Here is a 12,578-nt window from a genome sequence, read left to right on the forward strand (position 1 = left end):
GCGTTGGTGGGAGGGCTTGCTGCCGTAGGGGAAGGTCTGCGCGGGAGGGGGTCGGGGACGAGAGCCGCTGTTGGATGCCGTTGGCATCCAAGGCGCTCCACTGGATGCGAAAGGCAATCCGCTTTTTCTTTGTCCGAACTCGCCACGCCGTTTTTGAAGCATCCTACAGCGATGGGCAATTGGAAGCGGGGCTTAGAGCCTGTGATGCGCGGCGGAGCGTGGCCCGGAAAGCGTTCGTTTACGAACTTTCTTTCCCGGGCAGTGGAGCCGCGCTACAGGCTCTTGGTCCCGATTCCAGGATCACAGCCCAAAAAAGGCGTTTTTGCCTACTTTTGTCGCCTTGAACAAAAGTAGGGCGCTGTAAGAGCGCAACACTTCAAAAGGATATAGAGCCTAACCCTCACCGCGAATGCGCTACGTATCAAACAAACAACGACACCTCGTACGGAGAACGCGCTCATCACCACCGCGGATGCGCTCCGAACAAAACACTCGCCCAAAACCTATGCTGAAGCCTGCCGTCCCGAAAAACCGAAGAACCTAATCCAACAAAAAAACACCATCCCCATTGCCCCTTACAACGACCGACAATTGGAACCGAAGCTTAGAGCCTGTCTCGGGCGGCGAAGCGCAGCCCGATTGAGTCCACAGGGTGGACAGTCGTTTCGGGCAGCGAAAGCCGCCTACAGGCTCTTGGCTTCGGGTCCAGGATCACAGCCCAAAAAAAGGTGTTTTTGCCTACTTTTGTCGCCTTGAACAAAAGTAGGGCGCTGTAAGAGCGCAACACTTCAAAAGGATATAGAGCCTAACTCCCACCGCGAATGCGCTACGTCATCAACAAAGAGGCATAACCCATTATTGGGATGACGAACAAAGGATCACCGCGGATGCGCTCCGTATAATCATCCAAATGCCTCGATTTCGACGTTGGCACCGCCCAACGTCTTCCCCCTTGTTGACAGTGGGGCGGACCCCTCGTACTTTCGCCCCATGCCATACGCCCAATCCCTGACATCGGCCCATGCGGCCTTTTTGACCGATCTTTTTCCCGGTGACGGGTGCGTGCTCGCGCCCGAGGCCTTGAACGCCTTTGCCACGGATGCCAGCCGGGAGCGGGCCGTGCCGTGGTCCGTGGTCCGGCCTGAGAACCGTGAACAGATCGTCGAACTGCTCCGGTGGGCGGATGCTGAGCGTATGCCCATCTATGGGCGGTCGCGCGGCACCGGGCAGGTGGGCAACGCGGTGCCGGTCCTTGGCGGCGTGGTGGTTTCCATGTTGCGCATGAACCGGATCATCACCATCGACGACCAAGACTTCGTGGCCGAGCTTGAACCGGGCGTGGTCACGGCGGAATTGCAGGCCGCCTGCGCCAAAAAGAAGCTTTTCTATCCGCCGGACCCGGCCAGCGTGAAGACCTCCACTGTGGGCGGAAACATCTCCACCTGCGCCGGGGGGTTGCGGGCCGTGAAATACGGCGTGACCCGCGACTGGGTGCTCGGCCTGGAGGCCGTGCTGCCCGGGGGCAAGGTCCTGACCATGGGCGGACGTTCCCACAAGGATGTCGTCGGTCTGGACCTGAAACGGCTTTTTGTCGGGGCCAACGGCAAACTCGGGCTGATCACCGGGATCACGGTCAAGCTCGTTCCATTGCCCGAATCCTCGACCTCGGTGTTGGCCGGGTTTTCGGATCTGGCTTCCGCCATGGACGGGGCCATGGCCGTGTTCCAAGCCGGGCTGCTGCCGAGCGCCTGCGAGTTCATGGATGTCATGACCCTCAAGGCCGTGCGCATGGGCAGTGACATTCCTCTGGCCGATGATGCCGAAGCCGCGTTGCTGTTCAAGCTGGACGGCACGACCGAAGGTGTGGCCGCCGAGGTTCGGCGGTTGAATGCCGCGTTGAAGCTGGTGCGTCCGGTCTCGGTGGTCACGGGCAGCGGAGCAGATGAAGAGGCCCTGTGGGCGGTTCGCCGCGATATATCCCCGGCATCCTACCGTTTGAAACCGAGCAAGATTTCCGAAGACATTTCTGTGCCGCGCAGCAAAGTCGCCCGGTTGGTGGAGACAGCCCAGGCCGCGGGCCGTGATTTCGGCCTACCCGTGCTCTGTTACGGTCACCTGGGTGACGGCAACATCCACACCAATCTCATGCACGACGCAGCCGTTGCGGCCGAGGTGGAGACTGCCCATAAGGTCAAGGAACTGCTGTTCCGGGCCGCTGTGGAACTCGGCGGCACCATCTCGGGCGAGCATGGCACCGGCCTGACCAAGGCTTCCTTTGTGGCCGAGCAGCTCTCTGCAGAGGAACTGCGGATCATGACGGACGTCAGGCGAGCCTTTGATCCCCATGAAATCATGAACCCCGGCAAGGGGTGGTAGCCGCCCTGCGAAATCTCTGGTCATGTCCCGGTCCCATTCTTGAATATTGCCAAGGCCCGTGAAGGCGGGTAGGACCAGAGCATTATGTCCAACCAATGCATTTTGTGCGGCAAGTGCCTGGAGGTCTGTCCGCTGCTGAACGCCACCGGGCGCGAGGAGCTCGGCCCACGGGCCAAGGCGGACCTGTGTCGTGTGCTGACCGAAAATCCCGATCGGCTGTCCGGGGAGGACGCGGCCCAATTGGCAGGGCTGTGCCTTGGCTGCGGGCGATGCAAGGCGGTCTGCTCCCAGGGCATGGACGTGCCTGCGCTGGTGGCCGGGTTGCGGACGGCCCATCCGAATTTCAAGTCATGGCTGTGGAAGACCTGGCTGATCCTGGCAAAACAGCTCTGGTCCCCCGGCTCCAAGGCAGCCAAACTCATTCCCAAACAATTCCAATCCGAAAAACTCGGCCCCATGCTCAAGATGCTGGCCGGGCTGTCCGGCGGTCCTGGCCTGACTCCCTTTCTGATGCCCGAATCCTTCCCCGACACCTGGCGCGGCGAGAAGATGCTCCTGTTCGCAGGCTGCACCGCCAATTACGTGCAGGGCCGCTGGCTCATGACCGCATTGCGTCTGCTCGACGGTCTGGGCGTGGAGGTCCTGCCCGGTGATTTCACCTGTTGCGGCTCGGGTCTCAAGGGTGCCGGATTCGCCGACCAATCCCAGGCCATGGCCCGGAAGAATGTCGCGGTCTGGCGCAAGGCCGGACAACCGAGAATGGCCGTGTTTTGCGCCACCTGTCTGGCCGGACTGGCCGCCTATGAGGGGTGCTTCGAGTCCGAGGAAGAAGGGAAAACGTGGAAGGAATCTCTTTTCCCGTTATCGAGTGCTATGCAGGGTATTGCTTTTATGGTATCAGCCAACGTGCCGGAAAGGTTGGGCTATCATCGTCCCTGTCACGCCAATGGGGCGGACCGGGACGGGGTGTGGCTCAAGGCCGTGCTCGGCGGCCGGTTGATCGCGGCCACGGACAAACAGTGCTGCGGCTTCGGCGGCGTCATGCGTCTGGCCGCGCCAGGATTGACCGAGCCGGTCAACCGGAAATGCTGGGATGCGCTCAAGGGAGCGGACATGGTCCTGTCTGGCTGTTCCGCCTGTCTGGCCCAGCTCTCGGCAACAGCGGATGAGGGCGTGGAAGTGGGGCATTGGTTGGAAATAATAGGGTAGGTGCACATGTCGGACAAGATTTCTCCGGTGGCGATTGTGAAAGAAGCGGTGGGTACGTTCAGGCACAATCCGACTGGGTATCTTCTTCTCATCTCCATGGCCGTTCTCGTTGACTATGGGATCGCCTGGGTTTCCGTTCTTCCTGAAGAAGCTTCCCATGACGGCCTTGTGGTTATCTTGCTCGCCATCTGTGTCACGCCATGGCTGTATCGCCGGATCATCCATTGCACCATCCAAACCCTGAGGGGGAAAGAGGAACCCGTAGGGAAGCTTTGGAAGTTTGTCCTGGGGTTGATAGCCGTAAAAATATTGACCAAATTTCTGGCGTTCGTTGGGGGCTTCCTTCCCAGTGTGGGACTTGGGGTGCTTTTTGGCGCAGAACATGTGGAGATGATTTTAATGCTAGTCAGCGAGCCGATCGGCGTAATCGTACTGCTTCGATACGGATTCGTTCTGACGGCGATTGCCGTCGACGACCACTATGATTACTCGCTGGCATGGCGTTTGGGTAAAGGGCACACGCTCCGAATGATTCTGACGGCATTACCGCTTCTGTTGGCTTTTGTTTGCTCGGGCTTTTTTCTCCTTTCAGGTGACGGTTCCGCTCCCAGCGTGTTTGATCCTCTCTGGTTCAGCATGTCCGTGGTGACCGGGGCGTTGTCCGTGTTTACCCTGATGATGTATTCGGCCTGGTACGTCCGGCTCAGGGAGCGGTATGAGGTTGTTCGGAAAACAACTGTCCAAGAGGAAGAGGGAGCAACGGTGCTGCCGTCCACGGATGCAGACTTCGTTCAGAACCAGGAAGCATGAGAGGCAATGTGATGTCGGATAAGATTTCTCCTTTTGCAGTGGTCAAGGAAGCCTTCAGCATAGGTTGGGCGAGGAAGTGGACGTTTCTGGGATTGCTGCTCGTCAGCAGTTTGCCGTTTTTAATGTTGATGGGGTCGTCTATCCTGGTACCGTCACTGTCCGGTGTGTTTTTCTTCCTGGGGTTCATCCTCCATGTGCTGGCCGTAATTTTCTTGCTCACCACGGTCAACCATCTGGCCGTGACCATGCAACGGGGCGCGGGGGTGGTTCTCCCGGAGAGGCTGCCCGCTGCCATGGGCCGGGTTTTCCTGCGGGTACTCGTCATGTGGTTGGTCCTGATGGGAAGTATGCTCATGCTCGCAGTACCAGTGGGCGTGGGCATGTATTTCCTCATGCCTCAGGACGGCGGTGAAATGAGCTGGGTGTGGATGCTGTTGATTATCCCTGTCGGGATTATCGGCAATGTTGTCATGTGGGGTCTGATACTGCGCCTCTCTGTTATGATCCCCGGCGCGGCAGTGGGGCATGTCGTGGGTGTGAGGGAGGCTTTCGCCGTGACCAGGGGCCATGCCTGGCGCATGTTCTGGGCAATGTTCATCCTTATGGTTCCGGTTTTTGTCCTGGTCCTGGTCTTGGAGATATGTGCGTTCACGACCTGGACGGACGGTTCCCTCGGCTTGGTGTCCATCCTGTCTATGGTAGCCATATTTACTGTCTGTGTCCTTTTGGAAATCGTCATGCTGGTCATGAACGCGGTCTGGTACGAAAAACTCCGGCTGCGGTATGAAGGCGGGACAGTGCAGCCCGAACCTGCCGATGCGCCGGGTGTGGGGCCGTATGCGGATGTGCCTGTCGAATGATCCGGATCATCTCTGTCGAAACCATCAAGGCCGCCCCTTTTACGGGCGGTCTTCTTTGTGATATCCGATTGAACGCCGGGAAAATCCGTTTGTCACAGCATTGTCGCGTTGACTTTCCCGTTTCCGACTATATCATGCACAACAGCGTTCGCGGCCGCGCCCAAGGCCGCCAAAGATTTCCAGGAGACCCAACAGAATGCTTAAAATGATCTTCGGTTCCAAAAACGACCGATATCTCAAGAAACTCAAGCCCGTCATCGAGCAGATCAATGCGCTCGAACCCGAGATGCAAGCCCTGTCCGATGCCGATTTTCCGGCCAAGGTCGCCATGTGGAAGGGGCAGGTGTCCGCCGGGGAAATGACCCTGGACGACCTTTTGCCACAGTGCTTCGCACTGGTGCGCGAGGCGGGCAAACGCGCGTTCGATCCACCCATGCGCCATTTCGACGTGCAGCTTATCGGCGGATATGTCCTGCATCAGGGCAAGATCGCCGAGATGAAGACCGGTGAGGGCAAGACGCTCGTCGCCACCCTGGCCGTGGTCCTGAACGCCCTGTCCGGCAAGGGCGTGCACGTGGTCACGGTCAACGACTACCTGGCCGCGCGTGATGCCGAGTGGATGGGCCAGCTCTATGGTTTCCTCGGTCTGACCGTGGGCGTCATCGTGCACGGGCTGACCGACCAGCAGCGCCAGGAAGCCTATGCCGCGGACATCACTTACGGCACCAACAACGAGTTCGGTTTCGACTACCTGCGCGACAACATGAAATTCTACAAGGAGCAGCTGGTCCAGCGGCCGCTCAATTTCGCCATTGTCGACGAAGTGGACTCCATCCTCATCGACGAGGCGCGGACTCCGCTGATCATTTCCGGTCCGGGCGAGAAATCCTCCGGCCTGTACCGCCGCATCGACGCCATCGTGCCCAAGCTGGTCAAGTCCAATCCCACCGACCCGGAGGACAAGGACGCCATTCCCGACGGCGATTTCGTGCTCGACGAGAAGACCAAGGCCATCACCCTGACCGATGCGGGCGTGGAAAAGATCGAGGGGCTGCTCGGAGTGGACAACCTGTTCGACCCGCAGCATATCTCGCTCCAGCACCACGTGCTTCAGGCGCTCAAGGCGCACCACTGCTTCCTCAAGGACGTGGAGTACATCGTCAAGGACGATCAGGTGGTGCTGGTTGACGAATTCACGGGCCGCCTCATGCCGGGCCGCCGCCTGTCCGACGGGCTGCACCAGGCCATCGAGGCCAAGGAGAACGTCAAGGTCGAGGCCGAGAACCAGACCCTGGCCTCCATCACCTTCCAGAACTATTTCCGCATGTACGAGAAACTGGCGGGCATGACCGGCACGGCCGACACCGAGGCCGTGGAATTCGGCCAGATCTACGGCCTTGATGTGGTGGTCATCCCCACCAACCAGAACATGATCCGCATCGACAACCCGGACGCCATCTACAAGTCCCAGGAACAGAAATACGCGGCCATTGCCGAGGACATCGAGGACTGCTATCGGCGCGGCCAGCCCACCCTGGTCGGCACGGTCTCCATCGAGAAGTCCGAACTGCTTTCCGATCTGCTCAAGAAACGCAAGGTTCCCCACAACGTGCTCAACGCCAAGCAGCATGAGCGGGAAGCCGAGATCGTGCTCGAAGCGGGCCAGAAGAAGAAGGTCACCATCGCCACCAACATGGCGGGCCGCGGCACGGACATCAAGCTCGGCGAGGGCGTGCGCGAACTGGGCGGGTTGCACATCATCGGCACCGAGCGCCACGAATCCCGGCGCATCGACAACCAGTTGCGCGGCCGTGCGGGCCGTCAGGGCGACCCCGGCTCCTCCCGTTTCTACCTGGCCCTGGACGACGACCTGATGCGCCTGTTCGGTTCCGACCGGCTCAAGGGCATCATGGAGAAGCTCGGACTGGAAGACGGCATGGCCATCGAAAACCGGATGGTTTCGGGCGCCATCGAAAAATCCCAGACCCGTGTGGAAGGGCATCATTACGAAATCCGCAAGCAGCTCTTGGAATATGACGACGTCATGAACCAGCAGCGCGGGGCCATCTACGGCCTCCGGCACGACCTGATGAAGACCTCCGAGGTGGAGGGCATTGCCCTGGAATACGCCATGGACCTTCTGGAAGAAATCCTTGAACCGGCCCTGGATATGAAGGACCCGGATCAGGATACCATTGATTCCGTGCGTGCCCGTCTGGAAGAGGTCTTCAACTTCGAGCGTTTCGAGACATGGCATGCCGCCAAGCTGCCGAGCATGGAGCAGGCCCGCGAGTGGGTGGACGAGATCTTTTCCTACCTGCGCGCCTCCACCAATGATCATTATCAGGAAGTCCTGCGATACTTCATGCTCGATTCGCTGGATCGCAACTGGAAGGAACACCTGCTCAACATGGACCACCTGCGTGACGGCATCGGCCTGCGCGGCTATGGCCAGAAGGACCCCAAGCAGGAATACAAACGCGAAGGCTTCGCCCTCTTTTCCGAGTTGGTCTACACCATCAAGGAGAACGCCCTGCGCGCCTTTTCCCACCTGCGCATCGAGGCCGAGGTCAAGGACGAGGAATTCAAGCACGAAGGTTCCGACAACCTGGAGTATACCGACCACGAATCCGCACAGTCCAAAAAGGTCGAGACGGTCAAGAAGGCTCCCAAGATATCCAGAAATGCCGACTGCCCCTGCGGCTCCGGCAAGAAATACAAGAAGTGCTGCGGCAGTTAGGCCGTTCTCATGAGATCAACGGGAACGCCCGGTCCGGCACTGGCCGGACCGGGCGTTTTTTTGTTTTTTACGGTAGCCTTTCGGGGTGCCGGCCTATTGCCTAAAATCGGACAACAGGATAGCTGTTCCCGGTATGATTCGCCTCTTTGCATTCGTTCTGGCGTTGCTGTGCTGCGTGCCCCCGGTTCTGGCCGACACCGGTTTTCAACTTGGTGCCGAGCCGGATTTTTTGCTCGCTTCGCCCACCAACGTGAGCAGTGATCTGCAATTGCAGGCGGACTTCGGCTACATCAGCGACGCGGATTTCACCAACGGCCTGGGCAGCGTGAGCGTGTCCCGCTCCTCCCTGTCCGCCGACTACGCCATTTTCCATCTCTCCTATGAATTGTCCCATTTTTTCTGGGGCTCCAAGGCCGATGTGGCGCGCAATTTCAATACGGATCGCTCTGTTGCCCCCTGGCACAACCTCCACGATATCACCCTCCAGGCGCGGTTGCTCAACAACAAATTCGCGGATAAATGGCGGTATTGGCTCAACGGCGCGGTTAATTCCTCGTTCGAGGAGTCGCTTCCAGGGGCCGTGGGCGTGGGTTTTGACGGCGGCGTTGCTTATGATTTCTGGAACGGCTGGATGCTTGGCATCACTGCCCGGACACTTGCCGTGTCCGCCCTGAGCCAGGATCTTTTCGGCGAGGTCGAGTTTGGTCTGGCCGTGGCCGTGTCGCAAAAGACCCTGCGTGAGGCCATGAAATCAATCGGATTGTTCGAGAACGCCAAAGAAGGATCGGACAAGATCGGACTGAATTTTGCCATATCAAGGGCGGAGAAGACCTATCGCCTGGCAGCGGACAACCCGGTATACGGGAACGGGTATCTTGGCCTGGTCCGCTCCAAGGTCGGTGTCTACGTGGACTATTTGCCCAGCGACAATCTGACTTTGAGCATCGGCCCGGAATACCATTACGGGCGCGAGTACAGGCTCTACAACAAGGCAGGCAGTTACAAGTCCTCGTACAAACTGGACAATGCCCTGGGTGGGTACGCGCGTATTCTCTGGAAATTCTGATCCGTGTCGTAAATGACCGCTTTCAGCAGAGGCGAAAGGTATCCCCTCTCACGTCCCTGGCCCTGAGCATCATTTCACCTTGACGCAGGTGATGCTGTTTTTCGGCGAGCCTTCCACGACCTTGTCGCTGTAGACCATGTACACGATCACGTCCCGTTTCTGGTCATAGAAACGGACCACCTGCATGGATTTGAAGATGAGGGAGGTGTTTTTCTTGAATATCTTTGCGCCGTTTTCTTTCCCGCTCTTGATACGTTCCGGCACGGTGATGTCATCGGTGCAGAGACATTCGATGGAGGCGTCCGAGGTATCTTCGGCCACGCCGACCATGCCCTTGATCCCGCCCTTGCGTGCCCGGCTCAGGTAACAGGTCACGCCCGGTATGTCAGGGTCATCAAAGGATTCCACCACGATGTCGTCATCCCGCGAAAACATATGAAACACCGTGTCCACGGTCCCGATGACCTCCGAGGCGACAGGGGAAGGGGCAACGGCGCAGAACAAGAGGGCGAGCATTACGCAGGGAATCCAACCGAAGGAGGAACATCGTTTCTTCTTGAGGTAGTTGAAAGAGTACATCGTCGAAATTGTACCCATGGTTTGGGTGTAATGCAAGTTGGATATCCCTTTGCCTTTTCTTGACCTTGTCTTTGATATGGTTGACTGTAACGGTATGCCCATGCAGACAGGGAAATTCGACAATCTCGGCGTTTCTTACGAGGAAGGCAGCAATGCGGCCCTGTTGTCCGCCATCGCACGGAGCGCCGAGGAGTTGACATCGGGGAAAGGGTGGCCTGACGGGGTCAACGATTTGTTGGCGGCCCTGGGCCGTGTCACCGGGGTCAGCCGTGTTTGGATATTCCAGACTGTGGAGGTTTCTCCCGCCCATATCACGCAAAATTACACTTTCGAGTGGGCGTCCGATCCGAAGTACGTGCAGATCGGCATGTCCATGTTCAGCATGTTCACCGTAACCATTGACCAGCCCGAATACCGGAGCTTGATCGAGAGTCGCCAGCGCGGCGAGTGGCAGAAGGTGATAGTGAGCCAGCTTGAGCGCGGGTATTTGCACGAAAATCTGAGCACGCAGAAGATCAAGTCCATGCTGACCATCCCGATCATGGTGGATGACGAATGGTGGGGCACCCTCGGGTTTGACGACTGTGAGCGGGAATATGATTGGAACGACGTGGAGATAGCCCTGCTCAGGACTGCCGGTTATCTTATCTCCAACGCTGTGTTGCGCGACCGCTTGAGCGCCAAGCGTAAGCAGTTCGGCATCTTGCGACAGATCACGGACAGCAGTGCCTGGGCCTATGATTTCAAGACAGGGCAGGTGTGGTGTGCTGCCGAGTTGATCCACACCGTGCCCATGCCCATGGAAAATTACAACCTCTCCTTGCGCTCCGCCATTCGGCTCGTTCATCCCGTCGACCGTGGTCCTTTGTTTCGGGAAATCCGTGACTACATGGCTTCGAGAAAGAATGTTTTCCGTCATGACCTGAGAGTGTTCACGGACTGCGGCGACCTCCGATGGGTGGAGTTGATCGGCAACCTGAGGCGGAATGATCGGGGACAGCCCGAGCAGTTCGCGGGCATTGCCGTGGATATCCGAGCCCGTAAGCAGGAGGAGGATCGGTTGCGCGAGGAAGCGGTCACCGACCCGTTGACCGGGGTCCTGAATCGCAGGATGTTTTGGCGAGAGCTGCAAAAGCATGTGGACGGTGCCATTGATCAGGGGGATTCGTTTGCCGTGCTTATCCTTGATATCGACCATTTCAAGATCCTGAACGACACCCATGGGCATGCCGTGGGTGACGGCGTGCTTCGCCAGTTCACCGAGCGGTGCGTCGGGGCCGTGCGCGGTCAGGACGTAGTGGCCCGGCTCGGAGGAGACGAGTTCGTGATCCTTTTGCCCGGCGAAGGGGGTGCCTCTGCCCGGGCCGTAGGAGAGCGAATCCTGCATAGTGTCGGGGCGTCGCCTTTCGCGGTGTTGGGACAGCGGCTCACGGTGACCACCAGCATCGGCTTGTATGTCCATGACGGCGCATTGACCACCCCGGCGCGTATCGTCGAGAGTGCGGATTTCGCTCTCTACAGGGCCAAGCACGATGGTCGGAACCGTCTGGCTGTCGCCTCCTGTTGCCAAACCTCAATATAGCCCGCTTCGACTTTGATCGGCTTGACGGAATCAAGGTCGGATTTTGTCATTGCCGACCCGCTGAAAGCCTCCCCTAAACTCCTCGACGAACCCGCCCCGACCATGCTACTGACCCCGAAAAAAGAAGGGGGCTTTCAGGTTTCTTTCTTTTTCCCGCCCGGCTACCCTGACTATGTTGGTCAAGGCCATTTCCCACCGGGCGGTTTTTCCTTTGAAAAACGGGAGAATGTTATGGACAAGTACGACAAGCAGGCGCTTCAGGTGGCCAAGGAAGTGGTCATCAAATTCATTGAGGTGGGGCGAATTTCCCCTGCCAACTTCGGTCAGAACTTTGACGTCATCTACAAGGACATCATGCGCACCATCACCGGAGAGACTGCCGGAGACGGATCGCGCTGCATCGAAGAGCCGGAAGAGACCGAGTAATGACCGGACCCGAATGTGAATCCCACACCGGGGCCAGCACCCATGCCGAGCACGGCAAAAGGGTGGCCGACATGTTCGGCCGTATTGCCGGTTGGTACGACTTTCTCAATCACGCCCTCTCCCTTGGTCAGGATATCTACTGGCGCTACCGGCTGGCCAAGGCGGCCAGGCCCGAACCGGGCGGCACGGTGCTCGACCTGGCCGCAGGCACCATGGACGTGTCCATGGAGCTTCTGCGTCAATACCCGGATTGCCGGGTGGCGGCGCTGGATTTTGCCCTGCCCATGCTGGAAACAGGCAAGGCTAAGAAGCTGAAGGAGGGGCGCGAAGAGCGCATCTTTCCGGTCCAGGCCGACGGACGTCTCCTGCCTTTGCCGGACGAATGCATGTCCGCGGCCACCATTGCCTTCGGCATCCGCAACATCCTGCCCCGCGAGGAGGCCTACGCCGAGTTCTTCCGGGTGCTCAAGCCCGGGACGCGGTTGTGCATCCTGGAGTTCGGCACCGGTTCGAAACGGGTCTGGAAGGGGCTGTACAATTTTTATCTGGATACCCTGTTGCCGTTCATCGGCGACCGTATTTCCGGCGATCCGGGCGCGTACCGCTATCTGGCCGAAACCATCAAGAGCTTCCCGGACGAGCGCGCCCTGGGTAATGAACTGCTCAACGCCGGGTTCGAGCGGGTATACAACGTGCCCATGATGTCCGGGATCGTGTATTTGCATGTGGCTGAAAAGCCCATGGCACAACCCAAGGCTTCTGCTGCTTCAGTCGCTCCGGAGGAGGTTGCGTCCAAGACAAGGGCCGCTCCGAAAAAAAGTGCGCCCAAGGCGAAGGCTGCCCCGAAAAAGAGCGTGTCCAAGAAGAAATCCGCCCCCAAGAAAGGCACAAAGAAGAAGTGATGCCCTTTCCGCGAAGCGGGCGACATAA

10 protein-coding genes are annotated in these 12,578 nt (G+C 58.7%); 9 read left to right on the forward strand and 1 reads right to left on the reverse strand.

What is annotated here, in order from left to right; translation table 11 throughout:
* The first annotated feature begins 990 nt into the window (after positions 1–990).
* The 6 genes from DWB63_RS14020 to DWB63_RS14045 all read left to right on the forward strand — a co-directional run bounded on the left by DWB63_RS14020 (position 991) and on the right by DWB63_RS14045 (position 9,061).
* Positions 991–2,376: an FAD-linked oxidase C-terminal domain-containing protein gene (locus DWB63_RS14020; RefSeq protein ID WP_128329479.1), complete on the forward strand. Its 1,386-nt coding sequence runs from the start codon at positions 991–993 to the stop codon at positions 2,374–2,376.
* An 84-nt stretch (positions 2,377–2,460) separates the two neighbouring features.
* Positions 2,461–3,585, forward strand: a complete 1,125-nt coding sequence (locus tag DWB63_RS14025) for a (Fe-S)-binding protein (RefSeq protein ID WP_128329480.1) — start codon at positions 2,461–2,463, stop codon at positions 3,583–3,585.
* Between the two features lie 6 nt (positions 3,586–3,591).
* A complete protein-coding gene (locus tag DWB63_RS14030; RefSeq protein ID WP_128329481.1) occupies positions 3,592–4,395 on the forward strand; it encodes a hypothetical protein in 804 nt (267 codons plus the stop codon).
* An 11-nt stretch (positions 4,396–4,406) separates the two neighbouring features.
* Positions 4,407–5,255 (forward strand): hypothetical protein, encoded by an 849-nt coding sequence (locus tag DWB63_RS14035; protein WP_128329482.1) that lies wholly within the window; start codon positions 4,407–4,409, stop codon positions 5,253–5,255.
* A gap of 196 nt (positions 5,256–5,451) precedes the next feature.
* On the forward strand, positions 5,452–7,995 hold the full coding sequence (secA, locus tag DWB63_RS14040; protein WP_128329483.1) for a preprotein translocase subunit SecA: 2,544 nt from the start codon (positions 5,452–5,454) through the stop codon (positions 7,993–7,995).
* 133 nt (positions 7,996–8,128) lie between these two features.
* Positions 8,129–9,061 carry a hypothetical protein gene (locus DWB63_RS14045; RefSeq protein WP_128329484.1) on the forward strand — a complete coding sequence of 311 codons (933 nt, stop codon included), beginning with the start codon at positions 8,129–8,131 and terminating at the stop codon, positions 9,059–9,061.
* A 69-nt stretch (positions 9,062–9,130) separates the two neighbouring features.
* Here DWB63_RS14045 and DWB63_RS14050 read toward each other — a convergent pair whose 3' ends face one another.
* Positions 9,131–9,577, reverse strand: a complete 447-nt coding sequence (locus tag DWB63_RS14050; protein WP_347231978.1) for a CreA family protein — start codon at positions 9,575–9,577, stop codon at positions 9,131–9,133.
* A gap of 139 nt (positions 9,578–9,716) precedes the next feature.
* Here DWB63_RS14050 and DWB63_RS14055 point away from each other — a divergent pair, with 139 nt between their 5' ends.
* The 3 genes from DWB63_RS14055 to DWB63_RS14065 all read left to right on the forward strand — a co-directional run bounded on the left by DWB63_RS14055 (position 9,717) and on the right by DWB63_RS14065 (position 12,550).
* Positions 9,717–11,222 (forward strand): diguanylate cyclase, encoded by a 1,506-nt coding sequence (locus tag DWB63_RS14055; RefSeq protein WP_241648860.1) that lies wholly within the window; start codon positions 9,717–9,719, stop codon positions 11,220–11,222.
* 231 nt (positions 11,223–11,453) lie between these two features.
* Positions 11,454–11,648, forward strand: a complete 195-nt coding sequence (locus DWB63_RS14060) for a hypothetical protein (RefSeq protein WP_128329485.1) — start codon at positions 11,454–11,456, stop codon at positions 11,646–11,648.
* Positions 11,648–12,550 (forward strand): ubiquinone/menaquinone biosynthesis methyltransferase, encoded by a 903-nt coding sequence (locus DWB63_RS14065; RefSeq protein WP_128329486.1) that lies wholly within the window; start codon positions 11,648–11,650, stop codon positions 12,548–12,550. Before DWB63_RS14060 ends, DWB63_RS14065 begins: the two co-directional genes overlap by 1 nt.
* The last annotated feature ends 28 nt before the right edge of the window (positions 12,551–12,578 follow it).

The organism is Pseudodesulfovibrio sp. S3, from assembly GCF_004025585.1.
Taxonomy (GTDB): domain Bacteria; phylum Desulfobacterota; class Desulfovibrionia; order Desulfovibrionales; family Desulfovibrionaceae; genus Pseudodesulfovibrio.

Excerpts from the sequence above, each read along its gene's own strand:
- DWB63_RS14020 (WP_128329479.1), top strand. The coding sequence starts at position 991 with ATGCCATACGCCCAATCCCTGACATCGGCCCATGCGGCCTTTTTGACC.
- secA (WP_128329483.1), top strand. The coding sequence starts at position 5,452 with ATGCTTAAAATGATCTTCGGTTCCAAAAACGACCGATATCTCAAGAAA.
- DWB63_RS14055 (WP_241648860.1), top strand. The coding sequence starts at position 9,717 with ATGGTTGACTGTAACGGTATGCCCATGCAGACAGGGAAATTCGACAAT.
- DWB63_RS14035 (WP_128329482.1), top strand. The coding sequence starts at position 4,407 with ATGTCGGATAAGATTTCTCCTTTTGCAGTGGTCAAGGAAGCCTTCAGC.
- DWB63_RS14050 (WP_347231978.1), bottom strand. The coding sequence starts at position 9,577 with ATGCTCGCCCTCTTGTTCTGCGCCGTTGCCCCTTCCCCTGTCGCCTCG.
- DWB63_RS14045 (WP_128329484.1), top strand. The coding sequence starts at position 8,129 with ATGATTCGCCTCTTTGCATTCGTTCTGGCGTTGCTGTGCTGCGTGCCC.
- DWB63_RS14065 (WP_128329486.1), top strand. The coding sequence starts at position 11,648 with ATGACCGGACCCGAATGTGAATCCCACACCGGGGCCAGCACCCATGCC.
- DWB63_RS14060 (WP_128329485.1), top strand. The coding sequence starts at position 11,454 with ATGGACAAGTACGACAAGCAGGCGCTTCAGGTGGCCAAGGAAGTGGTC.
- DWB63_RS14025 (WP_128329480.1), top strand. The coding sequence starts at position 2,461 with ATGTCCAACCAATGCATTTTGTGCGGCAAGTGCCTGGAGGTCTGTCCG.
- DWB63_RS14030 (WP_128329481.1), top strand. The coding sequence starts at position 3,592 with ATGTCGGACAAGATTTCTCCGGTGGCGATTGTGAAAGAAGCGGTGGGT.